The 18,964-nt window shown below is 64.3% G+C and carries 13 protein-coding genes; 3 read left to right on the plus strand and 10 right to left on the minus strand.

Annotated elements, in window-relative coordinates:
* Positions 1 to 2: 2 nt before the first annotated feature.
* The 4 genes from sdhD to V6B08_RS00245 all read right to left on the minus strand — a co-directional run bounded on the left by sdhD (position 3) and on the right by V6B08_RS00245 (position 3,022).
* A complete protein-coding gene (gene sdhD, locus V6B08_RS00230; RefSeq protein ID WP_341976888.1) occupies positions 3 to 398 on the minus strand; it encodes a succinate dehydrogenase, hydrophobic membrane anchor protein in 396 nt (131 codons plus the stop codon).
* A 10-nt stretch (positions 399 to 408) separates the two neighbouring features.
* The gene (gene sdhC, locus V6B08_RS00235; protein ID WP_341976889.1) at positions 409 to 795 is read right to left on the minus strand and encodes a succinate dehydrogenase, cytochrome b556 subunit; all 387 of its coding nucleotides are present in this window, start codon (positions 793 to 795) and stop codon (positions 409 to 411) included.
* 254 nt (positions 796 to 1,049) lie between these two features.
* Positions 1,050 to 2,105, minus strand: a complete 1,056-nt coding sequence (locus V6B08_RS00240; RefSeq protein WP_341976891.1) for a MaoC family dehydratase — start codon at positions 2,103 to 2,105, stop codon at positions 1,050 to 1,052.
* Positions 2,106 to 2,128: 23 nt separating this feature from the next.
* Positions 2,129 to 3,022: an HpcH/HpaI aldolase/citrate lyase family protein gene (locus V6B08_RS00245; RefSeq protein WP_341976892.1), complete on the minus strand. Its 894-nt coding sequence runs from the start codon at positions 3,020 to 3,022 to the stop codon at positions 2,129 to 2,131.
* A 108-nt stretch (positions 3,023 to 3,130) separates the two neighbouring features.
* Between V6B08_RS00245 and pdxY the strand changes: the two genes are divergently transcribed.
* Positions 3,131 to 4,012, plus strand: coding sequence for a pyridoxal kinase (gene pdxY, locus V6B08_RS00250; RefSeq protein ID WP_341976894.1), 882 nt, complete (start codon positions 3,131 to 3,133; stop codon positions 4,010 to 4,012).
* Positions 4,013 to 4,255: 243 nt separating this feature from the next.
* Here the strand turns inward: pdxY and V6B08_RS00255 are convergent, their stop codons facing one another.
* Positions 4,256 to 11,026, minus strand: a complete 6,771-nt coding sequence (locus tag V6B08_RS00255; protein WP_341976895.1) for a calcium-binding protein — start codon at positions 11,024 to 11,026, stop codon at positions 4,256 to 4,258.
* A 251-nt stretch (positions 11,027 to 11,277) separates the two neighbouring features.
* On the opposite strand from V6B08_RS00255, the gene V6B08_RS00260 reads away from it, so the two are divergent.
* Positions 11,278 to 11,553, plus strand: coding sequence for a ribbon-helix-helix domain-containing protein (locus tag V6B08_RS00260; protein WP_341976896.1), 276 nt, complete (start codon positions 11,278 to 11,280; stop codon positions 11,551 to 11,553).
* The gene (locus V6B08_RS00265; protein ID WP_341976898.1) at positions 11,537 to 11,890 is read left to right on the plus strand and encodes a type II toxin-antitoxin system RelE/ParE family toxin; all 354 of its coding nucleotides are present in this window, start codon (positions 11,537 to 11,539) and stop codon (positions 11,888 to 11,890) included. The genes V6B08_RS00260 and V6B08_RS00265 overlap by 17 nt, the downstream gene beginning before the upstream one ends.
* A 67-nt stretch (positions 11,891 to 11,957) precedes the next feature.
* On the opposite strand, the gene V6B08_RS00270 is transcribed toward V6B08_RS00265, so the two are convergent.
* The 5 genes from V6B08_RS00270 to flhA form a co-directional block, all read right to left on the minus strand.
* Positions 11,958 to 12,983, minus strand: coding sequence for an aspartate-semialdehyde dehydrogenase (locus V6B08_RS00270; RefSeq protein WP_341976900.1), 1,026 nt, complete (start codon positions 12,981 to 12,983; stop codon positions 11,958 to 11,960).
* 181 nt (positions 12,984 to 13,164) lie between these two features.
* The gene (locus V6B08_RS00275) at positions 13,165 to 14,874 is read right to left on the minus strand and encodes an amino acid adenylation domain-containing protein (RefSeq protein ID WP_341976902.1); all 1,710 of its coding nucleotides are present in this window, start codon (positions 14,872 to 14,874) and stop codon (positions 13,165 to 13,167) included.
* A gap of 21 nt (positions 14,875 to 14,895) precedes the next feature.
* Entirely contained in the window at positions 14,896 to 15,735 is an 840-nt protein-coding gene (locus V6B08_RS00280; protein WP_341976904.1) for a MinD/ParA family protein, read from the minus strand.
* Positions 15,732 to 16,784 (minus strand): flagellar biosynthesis protein FlhF, encoded by a 1,053-nt coding sequence (locus V6B08_RS00285; protein WP_341976906.1) that lies wholly within the window; start codon positions 16,782 to 16,784, stop codon positions 15,732 to 15,734. The genes V6B08_RS00280 and V6B08_RS00285 overlap by 4 nt, the downstream gene beginning before the upstream one ends.
* 18 nt (positions 16,785 to 16,802) lie before the next feature.
* On the minus strand, positions 16,803 to 18,923 hold the full coding sequence (gene flhA, locus V6B08_RS00290) for a flagellar biosynthesis protein FlhA (protein ID WP_440588807.1): 2,121 nt from the start codon (positions 18,921 to 18,923) through the stop codon (positions 16,803 to 16,805).
* Positions 18,924 to 18,964 lie beyond the last annotated feature (41 nt).

The raw sequence follows: 18,964 nt of genomic DNA on the forward strand, positions 1-18,964 counted from the left end.
GGTCAGGCTCCGAAAAACAGCTTCAGGATCGACAGGGCACAGAGCGCGCCGACCAGGAACACGGCAAAGGTGGTGCCGAGCTGCACAAGCAGCTTGGTGCCTTCGGTGTGGATGTAATCTTCGATCACCACCTGCAGGCCGAGCTTGAGATGCCAGAACACCGCCAGCACGCCGAGCAGGGCGATCACCGCCAGCAGCGGATGCTTGAAGGCGGCGGCGACAGCGGCGTGATCGGCAGTGCCGAGTTTCAGCAATGCGACCGCGAGGATCAGCACCAGCGGCACCAGGGCAACGGCGGTCACGCGCTGCAGCCACCAATGCTGCACGCCTTCCTTGGCCGAACCGAGGCCGCGCACACGCTTGAGCGGGCTGCGCATGGTATTCTTGCTATTGCTCATGATGCGCTCCTCACTTCCAGGCGTAGGCCAGGATCCAGGCCAGCAGGGTCAGCGCCACGGAGGCGATGATGACGATCCAGGCCGAGCGACCGGCAACGGCCTTCTCAAAACCATGGCCGAGATCCCAGGCGAGGTGCCGGATGCCATTGCAGAGGTGATAGAACAGCGCCCAGGTGAAGCCGAGTATGATCAGGCGGCCAAGCCAGGAGCCGAGCACCGCCTGGACCAGGGCGAAGTAATTCGGGCCGGCAGCGGCGGCGACCAGCCACCAGGCCAGCAGCAGGGTGCCGAGGCCGAGGCCGACACCGGTGATACGGTGCAGGATCGAGGTGATCGCCGTGATCGGCAACCGGTAGACCTGCAGATGCGGAGAAAGCGGTCGTTCGATATTCGCCATTTCATGCCTTCGATCTGGGGCGCGTGCCGGAGCGGCCGCAGGAGGCGGCAGGCCCGGCACCCGGAAAGCTGGGGGGATTGTAGGTTCCACCCCTGTCTAGTCAACGATTCCAGGGAGTTCTTACTCCCCACCCCCGCCAGTCGCAAGGGCATAAGCTATACGAATAAGACCGCGTTCTGGATGGCCTGACCGGGGCAGCTGGGCAAGGCTGCGGCCAAACCACAGCGGGAAGTGGTCCAATCCGTCGGAGCCGGCTATTTACGCGGCATCAGCACCCAATAATCGAGGTCCAGGACGACGCTGTCGAGGTATTTGCCCTCGGCATCCTTCTCCGGGAAGCCGTCAGCTGGGCGGTCCTTGAGCGCCACGGTGCGGACCCGGAGCGCGCCGACATCGGCGCGGCCGGGGATGCGGGCCTTGTCGAGAATTTCCGACCAGGCATAGACGGTGTGGCCGGCCAGCGTCGGGTTGACATGGCGGCCGCCATTGATGGCGGCGAGGAAAGCGCCATTGCCGAGCCCGTTGAAACTGAGCGAGCGGGCCAGCGAGATGATATGGCCGCCATAGATCAGGCGCCGGCCAAGCCGGTCCTGACCCTGGCGATACTGGTCGAAATGCACCTTGGCGGTGTTCTGGTACAACCGGGTGGCAAGCTGGTGCTCGGCCTCCTCGATGGTCATGCCATCGACATGGTCGATCTTTTCGCCGACGGCGTAGTCTTCCCAGCCATGCGGGCTGCCGGCGAGCGTCCAGTCATACTGGGTGAAATCCATGCCGGCGGGGATGCGGAGCTGGTCGGCGCGCACGGCAACGGCCGGCTGCGGCACACGCTCGGCGACCAGCGGCGCGTTCTCGTCGCGCTTCTTCACCATCACCCAGCGGACATAGTCGAGCACCAGTTCGTCGCCATCCTTGTAGCCCTGGCTGCGGACATAGACGACGCCGCTCTTGCGGTTGGAATTCTCCTTGATGCCGATGATGCGGCTGACGGCGGAGAGCGAGTCGCCGGGATAGACCGGGCTGAGCCAGCGGCATTCGGCATAGCCGAGATTGGCCACCGCGTTGAGCGAGATATCCGGCACGGTCTTGCCGAACACGACATGGAAGGTGAGCAGGTCATCCACCGGGGCGCGCTTGAGGCCGAGCTTGCGCGAGAAGCTGTCGGCCGAGGGCACCGGGAAGCGGCTGCCATACAGCGCGGTGTAGAGCGCCACATCGCCCCAGCCGACAGTGCGCGGCGTGGCATGGCGGATTTCCTGGTCGAGGCGGAAATCCTCAAGGAAATTGCCCAGATTGGTCTTGCTCGCCATGGTCCCTACCCCTTCCCCAACGCCTAAGCCTGACGCAGCTTGTCGATCGCGGCGGCCAGCGCGGTGAGCTTCTTGGCCTGCGCCACATGCAGATTCTCGATCAGCTTGCCATCCACCAGCACCACGCCCTTGCCTTCCGCCGTGGCGGCCTCGAAGGCGGCGATGATCTTGTGGGCATACTCGACCTCGGCGGCCGAAGGCGCATACACCGCATTGCAGGGCTCGACCTGCTTCGGGTGAATCAGCGTCTTGCCGTCGAAACCATATTCCAGACCCTGCTCGCAGGAGGCCTTGAAGCCGGCATCGTCATCGAGGTTGAGATTGACGCCATCGAGGATGGCCAGGCCATAGGCGCGCGCCGCCAGCAGGCAGAGCGACAGCGAGGCGGCGACGGGCAGGCGCAGCGGCGTGTGCCGGGCATTGAGGTCCTTGACCAGATCCGACGTGCCCATCACCAGGCATTCGAGGCGCGGATGCGAGGCGGCGATGGCTTCGGCGTGAAGAATGCCCTTGGGCGTTTCCATCATCGCCCAGAGCCGGGTGCGCGCCGGCGCGCCATGCTTGGTCAGCAAGTCAGCGGCTTGCTGGATCAGCGCCGCATTCTCCACCTTGGGCAACAGCACGGCATCGGGCCCGGCAGCGGCAGCGGCGGCCAGATCGTCCAGCCCCCAGGGGGTATCGAGGCCATTGGTGCGGATGATCAGCTCGCGACCGCCATAGCCGCCGGCCTTCACCGCATCGCAGACCTGCTGGCGCGCCACCGCCTTGGCATCGGGCGCCACGGCATCTTCCAGATCGAGGATCAGGCCATCAGCCGGCAGGGTCTTGGCCTTGTCCAGCGCGCGGGCATTGGAGCCCGGCATGTAGAGCACCGAGCGGCGCGGCCTGACACTGGTTTCCGAAAGGCTGCCCTGCATCGTCGATCCCCCATGCTGCACTGCGAAATGATTGCCGGCCACTATAATCCCCGGCCCACCCGTGGCAAGCTCCGGCACGACCTGCACGGGAAAGAGAAAGCCAGCGGCGTGACCATACTCGCCATCCAGAGCCAGGTGATTCATGGCCATGTCGGCAACAGCGCCGCCATGCTGCCGCTGCAGCGCCAGGGTTTCGAGGTGCTGGCGATACCGACCGCCGTGCTGGCCTTCCATCCCGGCAAGCTTTATCCCGGCCAGAGCGGCCCCGCCCCGGTGCTGACCGAGCCGGCCGCCATCGATGCCTGGGCCGGGGCGCTGGCCAGCCTGCCGCATTGGGGCCGGCTAAAGGGTGGCATCACCGGCTGGCTCGGCCGCCCGGCCATCGCCGAGGCCGCCGCCCGCGCCATGCTGGCAGCCAAGGCGGCCAGCCCGCATTTCCATTGGCTCTGCGATCCCGTGCTGGGCGACAACGATACCGGCCTCTATGTCGATGCCGGCCTGGCGGCGATGCTGCGCGATGAGCTGCTGCCCCATGCTACCAGCGCTACGCCGAACCGCTTCGAGCTGGAATACCTCACCAACCAGCCGGCCCAGACACTGCCGGAAGCGCTGGCGGCGGTGGATGCACTGCGCCGCCGCCTTGATCCCGGCGGCCCGCGTATCGTGGTGGCGACCAGCCTGGGCCGGCGCGATGGCGGCCAGGGCAAGGTGGAGGCGCTGGCGGTGAATGACGAAGGCGCCTGGCTGCTGGCCGTGCCCGATCTGGGCCCGGCTGTACCGAAAGGCGCCGGCGACCTGTTCGCCGCCCTGTTCCTGGCCCGGCTGCTGCGCGGCAAGAGCCTGAAGAAGGCCGCCGCCTTCGCCATGGCCGGCTGTCATGGGGTGTTGCGCCAGGCGGTGATGGCGGGCAGCCCGGACATGCTCTACGCCCAGGCCCAGGACGAAATGCACAACCCGAGCCGCGAACCGGCCATCGAGCGGCTGCGCTGAAATCGCCGATAACCCCGGTATTTCGCACTAAATCGTCTTATCCCGTGCTTATTCCGGCTTATTTCTTCTTATTTTTCCTTATTTCTTCTTATTTTTGCTTATTTCGCCTTAAATGAACGCCATTTTCCATAATAGTTCTGAATAAATTGGCACAATCAAAGACTTGAGCGAAAATTCAATTTCCGCCAGCCTAGTCGAAAAAAAAGAACATGTAAAGAACAAAGGCGGTGACGGGAGGCAGCCCTAGAGGCTGTAGATGAAGTCACCCGATTGCAGGTCTTCCAGCACCTGACCGACCAGGGTGATGGTGAAGCCGCTGCCGAAATCCAGCACCACGTCGGTATCCACCTGGGCGGCCACGGCCAGCACACCATCGAAATCCATTACGCCGACGGCATTGAGGTCGACGCGGTCGCCATCGCCGGCACCGCCGGAGAAATCCGTGATGCGGTCGGCGCCGCCTTCATAGACGAAAACATCGCTGGAGGCGCCGCCGGTCATGGTGTTGTTGCCGGCACCACCATAGATGCGGTTCTCGCCATCGCTGCCGATGATCCTGTCGTCGCCATCGCCGCCATAGATCTCGGCGGTGGTGATATCGCCAGTGGCGAGCGTGATGGTGTCGTTGCCGCCGCTGCCCTGCACGGTCTCGACATTGCTGATGGTGACAGTGTTGTTGCCGCCGACCAGCACCACGGTGTCGTTGCCATCGCCAAGATCGATACTGGCAACGCTGGCGCCGGAATTGAGCGTGACCGTATCGGTGCCGACACCGCCGAGAATGGTCTCGACATTCGACACCGTGACGCTATTGCCGCCATCGGCGAGCTGCAGCGTATCGAGGCCGGAGCCAAGATTGATCACCGCCTGCGGCGTGGCACCGATCAGGGTGATGCTGTCGGCGCCGCTGGAACTGGTGATGCTTTCGACATTGGCAACCGTGACCAGGTTGTTGCCTGCCGCCAGTACCAGCTTGTCGGCACCGATGCCGAGATCGATCACGGCGCCCTCGGCGCGGGTGAAGAAGGTGATGGTGTCGTTGTTGGTGCCGCCGACCAGCGATTCGACATTGCCGACGGTGACATTGTTGATGTAGTTGCCGAGCTTCAGCGTGTCGTCGCCATCGACGAGATCGACGCGGATATTGGTGGCGGCATTGGTGAAGGAAATGATGTCGTTGCCGTTGCCGCCAACAACCGTTTCGATATTGACGATGGAAACGATATTGCCGCCATCGGCCAGCACCAGCTTGTCCTGGCCGGCGGCAAGATCGAGCGTCTCGCCGTTGCTGAAGACGTTGGTGAAAACCACACTGTCGTTGCCACTGGCGCCAACCACGGTCTCGACATTGCCGATGGTGATGGTGTTGCCGCCGGTGGGCAGCACCAGGATATCGGCGCCACCGCCAAGATCGACCGCATAGGGCGAAGCCATCGGCGACAGCGTAACGATATCGGCACCAGCACCACCCTGCACGCTTTCGACATTGCCGATGGTAAGCTGGTTATCCTGATCCGCCAGCACCAGAGCGTCGCTGCCGCCCGCAAGATTCACCACCACGCCGGTGACACCTTCGGCGAAATACAACGTATCGGCGCCGGTACCGCCCTGCACCGTCTCGACATTGCCGACGGTCAAGCTGTTAGCGCCGGCCGCCAGTGTCAGCTTGTCATTGCCGGCACCGAGATCGACGCTGGCATCGGTTAGCACACTTGCAAAAGTGATAGTGTCATCGCCGCTGCCGGCGCTGAGTACCTCGACATTGGTCAACGTGACATTGTTGGTGAAATCGCCGAGCGTGACACTATCCTCGCCGGCACCGAGATCGATATTCATGCCAGCGGCGGCGGCGGTCAGCGTGATCACATCGTAGCCACTGCCGCCGACCAGGATTTCGATATTGGTCGCCGACAGCACATTGTCGCCATTGGCCAGGATCAGCTTGTCGGCGCCGTCGCCAAGATCGATGAATTCATCGCCGGTAAGCACGCTGCCGAGCGTGACGGTATCGGCGCCACGGCCACCCAGGATGGTCTCGAAATTGCTCACCGTGACGAAATTGCTGCCCGAGATCAGGATCAGCGAATCGCTGCCGGCGCCAAGATCGACGGTGACATTGGTCGAGGCGGCGGCCAGCGTCACCTGATCGTCGCCGCTGCCACCGTAGACAATTTCGGTATTGGCGATGGTCAGGCTGTTGTCGCCGGCAGCCAGCACCACCTTGTCGGTGCCGGCGGCCAGGTTGACCAGGATGCCGCTGACCGTGGTGTCAAGGTAGAGCGTATCGGCGCCGCTGCCACCGGTAATGGTCTCGATATTGGTGACGCTGAGGGTGTTGCCGCCATCGGCCAGGATCAGGCGGTCATTGCCATCGGCGAGATCGACGCTGCCATTGGTGAGCTTGGAGCCGAAAGTGATGGTATCGGCACCGCTGCCGGCGGTGAGTGTCTCGACATTGGTGACGGTGAGCGAATTGGTGAAGTCGCCGAGCGTCAGGCTGTCATTGCCGGCGCCGAGGTCGATGCGCAGGTTGTTGGCAGCATTGGCCAGCGTCACGTCATCGTCGCCGCTGCCGCCTTGCAAGGTCTCGACATTGGCCACCAGCAGCGTGTTACCGCCATTGGCCAGCACCAGCTTGTCGCTGCCGCTGCCAAGATCGACCTTGCTGCCAGCAGCCATGGTGGTGGCGAGCGTGATGCTGTCGGTGCCGGCAGCGCCGGTCACGGTCTCGACATTGCTGACCGTCAGGTTGTTACCGCCGGTGGCGAGCTGCAGCACGTCATCGCCATCGCCGAGGTCGATGGCAACACCGGTAGCGGCCACGCCGAGCGTGATGCTGTCATTGCCGATGCCGCCGGTAATGGTCTCGACATTGGCGACCGTGAGGCTGTTATCGCCATCGGCCAGGATCAGCTTGTCCAGCCCCAGCGCCAGATTGACCAGGACGCCGGTAACGGTTTCGGACAGCGTCACCGTATCGGCACCGCTGCCACCCTGCACGGTTTCGATATTCACCACCGTGACAGTGTTGCCGCCATCGGCCAGCGTCAGGCGATCATTGCCGGCACCAAGATCAACGGTGCCATCGGTGAGCTTGCTGCCGAAGGTGACGACATCGGCGCCGGTGCCGGCGGTCAGTGTCTCGACATTGGAAACAGTGACGTTATTGGCGAAATTGCCGAGCGTCAGGCTGTCATTGCCGCCGCCGAGATTGATCACCATGGCCGAGGTGGAAGCCGCCAGCGTGACATCATCGGCCCCGGCGCCACCAATTACGGTTTCGACATTGGCGATGGTGAGCACATTGCCGCCATCGGCCAGTTTCAACTGGTCGGCGCCGGCACCGAGATTGATCACCTCGCTGCCGGACAATTCGGTGAGCAGCGTGATGTTGTCGGCACCTGCGCCGCCGGTGATGGTCTCGACATTGGCCAGCGACACGGTATTTGTGCCGCCAGCGAAGATGATGGTGTCGGCACCATCACCAAGATCCAACGTCATGCCGGTGGAGCCGGCAGCCAGCGTGACGGTATCGGCATCGCTGCCGCCGGTCACGGTCTCGACATTGGCGACCGTGAGGCTGTTTACGGCATTGGCCAGCGTCAGCTTATCCTGGCCGAGGGCGAGATTGACGCTGGCATTGGTGACGGCGCCATCCAGCGCCACCACGTCGCTGCCGCTGCCGCCGATGATATTCTCGACATTGGCGAAGGTGACGGTGTTGTTGGCTGAAGCCAGCACGGCCTTGTCGCTGCCGGCGCCAAGATCGATGAAGGCATCGGAAAGCCGGGTGCCGAAGGTGATCTGGTCGGCCTGGTTGCCGGCGGTAAGCACCTCGACATTCGACACCGTGATCGTGTTGGCGTAGTTGCCGAGCGTCAGGCTGTCGGTGCCGGCACCAAGATCGATGCGGTATCCGGCGGCGGCGGCGCTGAGGGTGACGTAATCATCGCCCGAACCACCGGTGATGCTTTCGATATTGGCCAGCGACACGGCATTGCCGCCATCGGCAAGCGTCAGGCGGTCGATGCCGGCGCCAAGGTCGATGCTCTCGCTGTTGGTCATGGCGCTTTTCAGCACCACGGTATCGGTGCCGGCGGCGCCGGTCACCGATTCCACATTGGTCAGGGTGACGGTGTTGATGCCGGTGCCGAGAATGACCGTATCGGTGCCGTCGCCAAGGTCGATGCCGGCGGCGGAAGCGGCCGCGCCGAGTGAGATCACGTCATCGCCGGTGCCGCCAAGAATGGTCTCGGTATTGCCGATGGTGAGATTGTTGCCGCCATCGGCAAGCGTGATGCTATCAAGCCCGGTGCCAAGATTGACCAGGATGCCACTCACCGTATCGGCCAGCGTGATGCTGTCGGCGCCGGTGCCGCCATACAGCGTTTCGATATTGGCGGCAGTGAGACTGTTGCTGCCATTGGCAAGCGTCAGCTTGTCGTTGCCCTTGCCGAGATCGATCGCCGCATCGCTAATCGCCGAACCGAAGGTGACGGCATCGTCGCCGGTACCGGCCACCAGGGTCTCGACATTGGAAATCGACAGCGTGTTGTTGACATTGGCGAGCGTCAGGCTGTCGTTGCCGGCGCCAAGATCCATGCGCAGGTTCACTGCCGCGGCGCTGAGCGTGATGTAATCGTCGCCGCTGCCGCCAGTTACGGTTTCGGCATTGGCGATGGTGGCAATATTGCCGCCATTGGCAAGCGTCAGCTTGTCGCTGCCGCCGCCGAGATCGACCAGTTCGGTGCCCGACAGGGTGGTCAGCAGCGTGACGCTATCAGCACCGGAGCCGCCCTGGATGGTCTCGGCATTGGCCACCGTGACGGCATTGGTGCCGCTGATCAGGGTCAGCGCATCGTTGCCATCGCCAAGATCGAGGCTGTTGGTTGTGCTGATGGCGGCGAGGTAGACGATATCGTCGCCGGCACCGCCGGTAATGGTCTCGGTATTGCCGATGGTGAGGCTGTTGCCGCCATCGGCCAGCGTGACGCTATCGGCGCCAAGGCCGAGCAGCACCTGCACATTGGTGACTGAGGAGACGAAGGTGACAATATCGGCGCCGCTGCCGCCGATCACGGTTTCGATATTCGCCGCCGTCAGCGTGTTGCCACCATTGGCCAGCACCAGCTTATCAAGGCCATCGTTCAAATCGATGGTGCTGCCGGTAACCTGAGAGCCAAGCGTGACGGTATCCGCCAGCGTGCCGGCGATCAGCGTCTCGACATTGGTGGCAGTGATGTTGTTGACGAAATCCGACAGCACCAGGATATCGTTGCCGCCGCCGAGGTCGACGCGCATGTTGAACGCAGCGCCACCAAGCGTGACTTCGTCCGCGCCATTGCCGCCGATCACGGTTTCGGTATTCGCCACCGTGATGGCATTGCCGCCATTGGCCAGCACCAGCCGGTCGGCCCCGGTGGAGAGATCGATGGTCTGGTTCACCAGCGTGGTGAGGAAGGTGACGCTATCGGCGCCAAGGCCGCCGGTGAGCGATTCGACATTGCTCACCGTGACATTGTTGATGCCGGACGAAAGCACCAGGGTGTCGCTGCCATCGCCAAGGTCGATGCTGACATTGCTGGCGCCCGGATTGAGCACGATGTAATCGTCGCCGGTGCCGCCGGTGATGGTCTCGATGTTGGCCAGCGTCAATTCATTGCCGCCATCGGCCAAGGTCAGGCGATCAAGGCCGACGCCGAGATTGATCAGCGTGCCCATGCGGGTTTCGGCCAGCGTCACCACATCGTTGCCGCTGCCGCCGGTGATGGTTTCGATATTCGCCGCCGTCAGCGTGTTGCCGCCGGCGGAAAGCGTCAGGCGGTCTGCGCCATCGCCGAGGTCGATGGTGCTGTTGGTCTGCTTGGTCAGCAGCGTGATGTTGTCGTTGCCCTTGCCGGCAACCAGGGTTTCGACATTGCTGAGGGTGATGGTGTTTTCGACATCGTCCAGCACCAGCACATCGTTGCCGGCGCCCAGGTCAATGCGCATATAGCCGTTGGTGCCGGCCAGCGACACGGTATCGTTGCCACTGCCGCCATTGATGGTTTCGATATTGGTGACGGTGACGGTGTTGCCGCCGGCAGCGAGCGTCAGCTTGTCGGCGCCCTGGCCGAGATCGATGGTGGTGCCATCCAGCGTATTGCCGAAGGTGATCGAGTCAGCGCCCTTGCCGGCGGTGATGGTCTCGACATTGGTGATGGTGATCGAATTGGTGGTGGCGTTCAGGATGACGGTATCGTCGCCATCGCCGAGGTCGATCTTGACATTCACCGCCGAGACATTGATCGCCACGGTATCGTCGCCGGTACCGCCGGTAACGGTCTCGATATTGCCGATGGTGACGGTGTTGCCACCATCCAGCAGCACGAGCTTGTCGGTGCCGGAGCCAAGATCGACGACGACATCGGCGACCGTGTCGTTGAAGGTGACGGTATCGGCGCCGGTGCCGCCGGTGACGCTCTCGACATTGCTGAAGGTGACGGTGTTGGAGCCGTTGCCCAGCGTCACCTTGTCGGCGCCGGTGCCGCCGGCCACACTTTCGACGCCGGTGGCGGTGACGCGGTTGGTGCCATCGGCCAGCACCAGCGTGTCGCTGCCGCCGCCGAGATCGACGCTGACATTGGTCGCCGGGGCGGACAGCACCACGATATCGGCGCCAAGCCCGGCGGAAACCGTCTCGACATTGACGATGGTGACGGTGTTGCCGCCGGAGGCCAGCGTCAGGCGGTCGAGACCGCCGCCGAGATCCACCGAGGCGGCGCTGATCGGCTGGCTGTAGGTGACCAGGTCGGCGCCGGAGCCGCCGGTGACGGTCTCGATATTGGTGATGGTGAGGCGGTTGCCGCCATTGGCCAGCGTCAGGCTGTCTTCGCCCGCGCCGAGGTCGATCCTGCCGCCGTTATGGGTATTGGCGAGCGTGAGGACATCGTCACCAGTGCCGCCGATGATCGAATCAAGGGTGGCATAGGTGTGCGTGTAGCTGCCGCCGCTATCGCCGAGATTGACGGGCATTCTGCCAAGCGCCTCTGAAGCCCGCGGATTTCCGCAGGCTGGTGTGAAATTTCTACGGGCAAACTAGCCCAAATCCGGCGTCCCGGCACGTGAAATTTTACACATGGTTAACCCTGGGCAGGGGGTTAACCCGTTGACGTTGCATCATGGGCAATTGACCAGAGTATGACTGAGTAGTACCGTAATGAGATAGATTTCCTTCGCCACACCCAGGCAACCCCTGGTTGGCAAAAAGGTATGACGGCAAAAGCATGACGGTAAAATCCTCGATCTCCCTGACCGACGATCAGCATTCATTCGCCAAGACCCTGGTGGATGCCGGCCATTTCCCGAGCGTCAGCGCCGTGCTGCAACAGGGCGTCGAACTGCTGCGCCGGCAGATCGAGAGCGAGGCCATGCAGCGCGATGCCCTCGCGGCGGTGCTGGCGCAGCGCCGGACCGGGGAGTTCGTTTCAGGCACGGCAATGGATGATCGCCTCGCCCGGATGCTGAAGCAGAAACGCCGGGTACATGCCGTTCGCGGTTGAGTTCTCAGCCGAGAGTGAGCGCGATTTCGAGCTGATTTTCGACCATCTTCTCGAAAGCTATATCGGCTTTGGTGAAAACCCCAAGCTGGCGCTTGAGCATGCCGCGCAACGCATCATGGCCATCCGCCGGGCGGCAGACCGCCTAGCAATTTTTCCAATTCGAGGAACGCCCCGCGACGACATCTTACCGGGCGTGCGATATCTCGCCGTGGATCGCGCCATCTACTGGTTCGATGTTGATGAGTCAGCAGGAAAAGTCCGTGTGCTGGCCATCTTCTTTGGCGGCCAGGACCATGTCCGCCACATGCTGATCCGCCTGCTGCGGCAAAATGACTGAATAAAGAACTGAACGAAAAAGGGCGTCGGCGGGTGGCCGGCGCCCCTTGATGCGATCAGAGGATGGCTCAGGCGGCCTGCTTCTTCAGGAAGCGGGCGGCCAGCACCTCGGCGATCTGCACGGCGTTCAGTGCCGCGCCCTTGCGCAGGTTGTCGGAGACCACCCACATCGCCAGGCCGTTCTCCACCGTGATGTCCTCGCGGATGCGCGACACGAAGGTGTTGTAATCGCCGGCCGATTCCAGCGGCGTGATGTAGCCGCCGGGCTCGCGGCGGTCGAGCACCTGGATGCCCGGGGCGTCCGACAGGATGTCGCGGGCTTCCTCGGCCGAGAGCGGCTGCTCGAACTCGATATTGACCGATTCCGAATGGCCGATGAACACCGGCACGCGCACGCAGGTGGCGGTCAGCTTGATCTTCGGGTCGAGAATCTTCTTGGTCTCGGCCGTCATCTTCCACTCTTCCTTGGTAAAGCCGTCTTCCATGAAGACGTCGATATGCGGAATGACGTTGAAGGCGATCTGCTTGGTGAACTTCTGCTTCTCGATCGGATCGTTGACGAAGATCGCCTTGGTCTGGCGCTCCAGTTCCGTCACGCCGTCGTTGCCGGCACCCGACACCGACTGGTAGGTCGAGACCACCACGCGCTGAATCCTGGCGCGGTCATGCAGCGGCTTCAGCGCCACGACAAGCTGCGCCGTCGAGCAATTCGGGTTGGCGATGATGCCCTTCTTGGTGTAGCCGGCAATGGCATCGGCATTCACCTCGGGCACGATCAGCGGCACATCCGGATCCATGCGCCACTGGCTGGAATTGTCGATCACGATGGCGCCCTGAGCCGCCACGCGGGGCGCCCATTCCTTCGAGGTGGCGCCGCCGGCCGAGAACAGCGCGATATCGGTGCCACGGAAGTCGAAGTCTTCCAGCGCCTTCACCTTGATCCTCTGGTCGCCGAAATGGGCGTCCTTGCCGACGCTGCGGCGCGAGGCGAGCGCAACCACTTCCGAGACCGGAAACTTGCGCTCATGCAGGATGTTGAGCATTTCGCGGCCGACCACACCCGTGGCGCCGACCACAGCTACCTTGTAGCTCATCGTTGTTGCCTTTCAGTTGCCCCGGCAGGTCGACACCCGGCGGGATACGAACACATGGACTTCTCTTTGCCCGGCAGGTCAGCACCCGGCAGGCGGCGTGACATTTAGCGCCCTATTTCACGCCTGGCAAGGGCGGAATTGTCAGGGTGCAACCCCAGGTGAGTTGAAATGGGGGGCGTATTCAGACTTCCAGCGTCTGGTGCGGGCCGGGGCCAAGATCGAGGCCGGATTCGGCCGGCCAGGGGATCGGCGGCTCTCGGTCGTGGAAGCGCAAGCTGCCGGTCATGCCGGTGAGCGACAGCGCCTCGTCGAAAATCGCCTGCACGTCGAGTTTGAAGGCCGGGCCGAATTCATGCAGCGAACGCAGCACTAGGTCGAGGCGCTTATCGGCCATGTAGCCATCGAACTGCACCGGGCCGGTGCTTTCCAGGTTGAAATCCAGGATGAAGCGCGACTGGGTCTGGTTCTTCTTGCGGTCGCGGCGGCGGCGCATGAAGATCTGCACCGGCTCCACCCGGCCCTGCACCATCATCGGCAGGGTCAGCGCCTGCCAGTCGCTGTCGCCGCCGCGCTGGTTGAGCTTGCCGAGATCACGGAAATCATCATCCAGCTTGGCCAGCAGGTCGCCCTTGCCGGCCTCGCGCAAAGCCCGGCTCGCCTCGGCGCCGAGCCAGGCCTGGGCGCTGCCCATGGCGGCGGCGGCCATGAATTGCAGCGCATTGGAGGCCAGCCGGGCATTGGCCTGGGGCATCGCCTGAGCCAGCTTTGCGGCCAGATCGGGATGGCTCTGGCGCAGCGCGTCGATGGTGCTCTGCAACAGCGGCCAGCCGCCCTGCAGCCGCTGCAGGATGCCAGCCGCCGGCAATGGCGATAGCTGCGTCACGCTGGGCGCTGCCGGCCGCACCAGGGCGGTGAGTTCCAATGCAAGCTGGCTGCCGGCCGGCAAGGCTTGCGGCAAGTCCAGCGCCAGCATGCCCTGGGTGGTGCGCAGCAGGGTCTGGCCGGCGGCATTCTGGCCCGTCACCACACCGGCCAGCACGCTGCTGGCGCCCTGCGGCAACTGCGCCGCCAAGGTTGGCGGCAAGGCGGCCTTGGCGGCAGCGGCTGCCGTCGCCGTGGCTGGCAATTGCGCCCCGGGTTCGGCCGTGGCGCGCACCACGAGCTGCGCCTGGCTGCCCGGCGGCAGCGGGTTGCCGGCATTGGCCTCGACATGCAGCGCCGGCGTGGCGCCGGCCACCGCCTGCACCTGGCCCGCCCCCTGCACCACCGTGGCAGACAGTATCTGACCCTTGCCGGGCAGGGTGGCGGCCTGCGCCGCGGCACCAAGCGGCGCCACCGCCATGGCCAATTGCGCCGGGGTGGGATTTTGCAGCAGCACCGCCAGCGGCGGGGTGAGCGGCGTGCCATTGGCGGCAAGCACAGCGGCGGAGGGCGGCGTGCCGGGCTGCACCGCCAGGCGTAAGGCACTGCCCTGGCTCAGCACCGCCGCGAGCGTCGGGTTGGCGGCAATCACGAAAGTAGTGCCGCCCTGGCTGCGCAGCACGAAGGCATTGCCATCGCGCGCCACCACATTGGCATCCAGCGCCGAGCCGGACCGTGCCGCCTGGGCAAGATCGGTGGTGCGCACCTGATCGGCCGCAGGCTGCGGCGCCGGCGCGGTATTCGCCTGCTGCGGCCTGGTGGCACCAGGCTGCTGTGCTGGGCGGGCATCGAGGATGGTATTGGCGGCGCTGGCGCGATCAGCCGTCGATGTGGGCGCCGGTGTGGGCGCCGGGGTGGACGCTGGGGCTGGGGCAGGCGTCGCAGCCGGAGTAGAAGCCGGGGCCGGAGTCGAAGCCGGTGCCGGCGCTGGTGCCGGAACAGCAGGCGGGATGCGGCCGATTTCGCTCATCGGAGCCGCATGCCCATGGCATCAGCCGCGATGCGCCGCCATGCCGACCAGGCTGCCGGCGATGGCTTCGACATCGGCGGCGGCATCGCTCATCGGATGACGCGCCAGGATCGGCATCTGGTTGCGGATGGCGTCGCGCACCTTCTCGTCGCGGCGGATCACGCCGGCCAGCGGTGGCGTGTATTTCAGGAAATTCTCCGCCGCCTTGGCCAGCTTGGCATGGGTCCGCTCGCCCTCGCGGGTGGTCGGCGCAATATTCACCACCACGCGCACATCGGCATTGCGGTCGGCCATGCGGGCCAGCTTGATGAAGGCATAGGCATCGGTCAGCGCGGTCGGCTCGTCGTTGGTGACGACCAGCGTGACACCGGCGGCCTGCGACAGGGTGCGCACCACGGCATCGACGCCGGCACCGAGATCGATCACCACCTTGTCGTAGCTGCGCGCGAGCTGGCAGAGTTCATCGCGCAGACCATTCAGCGCCGCCTGATCCAGCGTCGCCAGCGAAGCGGAACCAGACTTGCCGGCGATGATATCGAAGCCGGCCTCCGATGGCATCACCGCATCGGCAAGGCTGAAGCGGCCGGCAATGACAGAGCCGAGATCGCGGTCTGGCATCAGGCCCAACTGGATATCGACATTGGCGAGGCCGATATCGCCATCGAACAGCAGGGTGCGGATACCCTGGCGCGCGAAGCAATGGGCCAGCGAGATGGAGAGCCAGGTCTTGCCGACACCGCCCTTGCCGGAGGCAACAGCAATGACATTGGCCTGCCGTGTGGGGGCAGCCGGATGGCGCAGCGGGCGCTGGGCGGCGGGCGGGATCGACGGCGTATTCGGGTTCATGGCGATCACAGTCATTCGGCAGCCTTCGAGGTCAGATTGGCGCTAGCACCGGTATCGGGGTCGCGCAAGAGCCAATGAGCGAGTTGCAACGGATCGAGCCGCTCGAAGCCCTTGCCGACGAAGGGGCTGCAGCCGGCATCGGCGAAGGCAAGCCCGGCTGAATCAGCGGCGGCGAGCAGGCCCCCCAAGCGGCGGCTGGCATCGAGGCGGGTGGGCAGGAAACGGCGGCAGCCGAGGCTTGCGAACACGGCGGCGACTTCCGCCGCCTCGCCCGGATCGCCGCCAGCCGGCATCACCAGCACGGGTTCCGCGCCGGATGCCAGGATCAGTTCCTTCAGCGGCCCGCGTTCCTTCGCCTGGAAGGGATTGAGGCCGGTGGTATCGATGATCACCTTGGCATCGCCGGTATGCGCCATCATGGCGGCAAGCTCGGCGCCATTGGCGGCCTCGGTGAACGGCAGCGCCATGACACGGCACAGCGCGGCAAGCTGCTCGCCGGCGGCGGCACGGGCGGTATCGCAGGAAATCACATGCGCCCGGCGCTGCTCGATCACGGCGCGGGCGGCAATCTTGGCGGCGGCAATCGACTTGCCGGCTCCGGCCGGGCCGACCAGCAGGACCGGGCGGTTGTCCATGGAAAGGCCGGGGAAACGGAAATGCTCGTCCAGCGCTTCTGCCAGCGCGCCGGGCATGTCGTCCAGGCCAACCTTGAGTGCCGATTGCGTCAGCCGCTCGGCCAGCCGTGCCGGCACGCCATGCCAGGACAGCGCGCCCTGCAAGAGCGCGGCGAATTCATCGGCATAGCTGTCATCACCAGCGGCGAAATCTTCCGCCGGCACGAAGCCGCGCGTGCCAGCGCCATAGCGGGCAGAGTCGCGCAACGCCTGGGCTTCCGGCGTGGCGAAATCATCCGGGCTGTCGCTTTCGACCGCCGCCGTGATCTCGACGCCGCCGCTTGCGCGGCTCTGGCTGGTCGAAACGATGATGGCATCCTCGCCCAGCTGGCTGCGCACCATGTCCATGGCTTCGGCCATCGAGGTAGCGGTGAAGGTCTTGAGGCGCATCTCCTAAGGCTCCCCGTCCTAGATCTGGGCCAGCGTGCGCAGCTTGGCCTTGGGATGGACCTCCTGCTGCGACATGACGACGGTGGCCGGCCGGAAGCGCTCGATGATCGAACGCACATAGGGCCGGATGCCGGGACTGACCAGCAGCACCGGCACATAGCCATCGCCGCCCAGGCGCTCGAAGGTCTGGCGCACGGCGGCGATGAAATCCTGCAGGCGCGACGGCGCCATGGAAAGCTGGCGGTCCTCGCCCTGGCCGATCAGCGATTCCGCGAAAGCCTGCTCCCAGCCGGGCGACAACGTCACCAGCGGGATGAAGCCATCGGCGCCGACATTGGCATTCGAGATCTGCCGCGCCAGGCGGGCGCGCACATGCTCGGTGATCTGGGTGATGCTCTGGGTATAGCCGGTGGCTTCCGCCACCGCTTCCAGCACGGTGGCAAGGTCGCGGATCGAGACGCGCTCGGCCAGCAGGTTCTGCAGCACGCGCTGGATGCCGTTGACGTTGATACGGTTCGGAATCACTTCCGTCACCAGCTTCTCGTTGTTCTTCTTCAATTCGTCGATCAGCTTCTGCGTCTCGGCGAACGAGAGCAGGTCGGCCATGTTGTCCTTCACCACTTCGGTGAGATGCGTGGTGATGACGGTGCCGGGATCGACCACGGTATAGCCGCGGAACATGGCTTCGTCGCGCAAGCTCTCGTCCACCCACATGGCCGGCAGGCCGAAAGTCGGTTCGATGGTTTCCTCGCCTTGCAGCGCGATGCGCTCGCCGCGCGGATCCATCACCAGGAGCATGCTGGGCCGCACCTCGCCGCGCGCCGCTTCCACTTCCTTGACGCGCACGACATAGGAATTGCCCGGCAACTGCATGTTATCCAGGATACGCACGCTGGGCATGATGAAGCCCATGTCGATGGCGATCTGGCGGCGCAGCGCCTTGATCTGGTCGGTGAGGCGATAGCCGCGTGCATCGTTGATCAGCGGCAACAGGCTGAAGCCAAGCTCAAGCCGCAGATCGTCGATTGCCAGGGCATTGGTCACCGGCTCGTCCAGCGGCGATACCACGGGCGGTGGCGGTGGCGGTGGCACGATGGCGGCAACTCGGCGCCTCTCCTCCTGCTGCCGCGAGAAATAGGCCAGGGCACCGAAAACCAGCGACAGCAGCATGAACGGGAAGAACGGCATGCCCGGAATCAGCGCGAAACCAAGCGCCAATACCGCCGACATGCCAAGCGCCTTGACGCTGGAAAGCTGCTTGGCGAGCGCCTGGTCGGTGGTGCCGTGTGCGGAGCCCTTGGACACCATGAGGCCGGCGGCGACCGAAATGATCAGCGCCGGGATCTGCGACACCAGGCCGTCACCGACAGTGAGGATCGAGTAGGTGTTGGCGGCCTGGGAGAAGCTCAGGCCCTTGTCCAGTACACCGATCAGGATGCCGCCGATCAGGTTGATGAAAGTGATCAGGATGCCGGCGATGGCATCGCCGCGCACGAACTTCGAGGCACCGTCCATGGCACCGAAGAAGCTCGACTCGTCCTCCAGCTCCTTGCGCCGCATGCGGGCGGTATTCTCATCGATCAGGCCGGCGGACAGATCGGCATCGACCGCCATCTGCTTGCCGGGCATGGCATCCAAATTGAAGCGCGCCGACACTTCCGCGATACGGCCGGAACCCTTGGTGATAACCACGAAGTTCACGATCACCAGGATGGTGAACACGATGATGCCGATGACCAGGCTGCCGCCCATGACGAACTGGCCGAAGGCCTCGACGACATGGCCAGCCGCATCGGTGCCTTCATGGCCACTGCCGAGGATCAGGCGCGTGGTCGCGAGGTTGAGTGACAGGCGCAGCATGGTTGTGATCAGCAGCACCGTCGGGAAGGCGCCGAATTCCAGCGGCTTGGTGACGAACAGGCAGGTCATCAGCACCAGCACCGACGAGGTGATCGAGATCGCCAGCGCGATATCGAGCAGTACCGGCGGCATCGGCAGGATGAGCACCGACAGCACCAGGATGACGCCGATGGCGAGCATGATGTCGCCATGACGCCCCATCCGGCGCATCTGGTCGAGGAATGACGGACCGCCGGCGCCGCCAGCGGCGCCTGCCGTACCCGTTTCGCTCGGAACCATCTCAGTCATGTCAGCCCTGGCTCACTTGAAATTCAGTTCGG

This window comes from Ferrovibrio sp. MS7, assembly GCF_038404985.1.
GTDB lineage: Bacteria > Pseudomonadota > Alphaproteobacteria > Ferrovibrionales > Ferrovibrionaceae > Ferrovibrio > Ferrovibrio plantarum.

Excerpts from the sequence above, each read along its gene's own strand:
- flhA (WP_440588807.1), bottom strand. The coding sequence starts at position 18,923 with ATGGTTCCGAGCGAAACGGGTACGGCAGGCGCCGCTGGCGGCGCCGGC.
- V6B08_RS00255 (WP_341976895.1), bottom strand. The coding sequence starts at position 11,026 with ATGCCCGTCAATCTCGGCGATAGCGGCGGCAGCTACACGCACACCTAT.
- V6B08_RS00270 (WP_341976900.1), bottom strand. The coding sequence starts at position 12,983 with ATGAGCTACAAGGTAGCTGTGGTCGGCGCCACGGGTGTGGTCGGCCGC.
- V6B08_RS00285 (WP_341976906.1), bottom strand. The coding sequence starts at position 16,784 with ATGCGCCTCAAGACCTTCACCGCTACCTCGATGGCCGAAGCCATGGAC.
- sdhC (WP_341976889.1), bottom strand. The coding sequence starts at position 795 with ATGGCGAATATCGAACGACCGCTTTCTCCGCATCTGCAGGTCTACCGG.
- V6B08_RS00280 (WP_341976904.1), bottom strand. The coding sequence starts at position 15,735 with ATGACTGTGATCGCCATGAACCCGAATACGCCGTCGATCCCGCCCGCC.
- V6B08_RS00275 (WP_341976902.1), bottom strand. The coding sequence starts at position 14,874 with ATGAGCGAAATCGGCCGCATCCCGCCTGCTGTTCCGGCACCAGCGCCG.
- V6B08_RS00260 (WP_341976896.1), top strand. The coding sequence starts at position 11,278 with ATGACGGTAAAATCCTCGATCTCCCTGACCGACGATCAGCATTCATTC.
- sdhD (WP_341976888.1), bottom strand. The coding sequence starts at position 398 with ATGAGCAATAGCAAGAATACCATGCGCAGCCCGCTCAAGCGTGTGCGC.
- V6B08_RS00265 (WP_341976898.1), top strand. The coding sequence starts at position 11,537 with ATGCCGTTCGCGGTTGAGTTCTCAGCCGAGAGTGAGCGCGATTTCGAG.
- V6B08_RS00245 (WP_341976892.1), bottom strand. The coding sequence starts at position 3,022 with ATGCAGGGCAGCCTTTCGGAAACCAGTGTCAGGCCGCGCCGCTCGGTG.
- V6B08_RS00240 (WP_341976891.1), bottom strand. The coding sequence starts at position 2,105 with ATGGCGAGCAAGACCAATCTGGGCAATTTCCTTGAGGATTTCCGCCTC.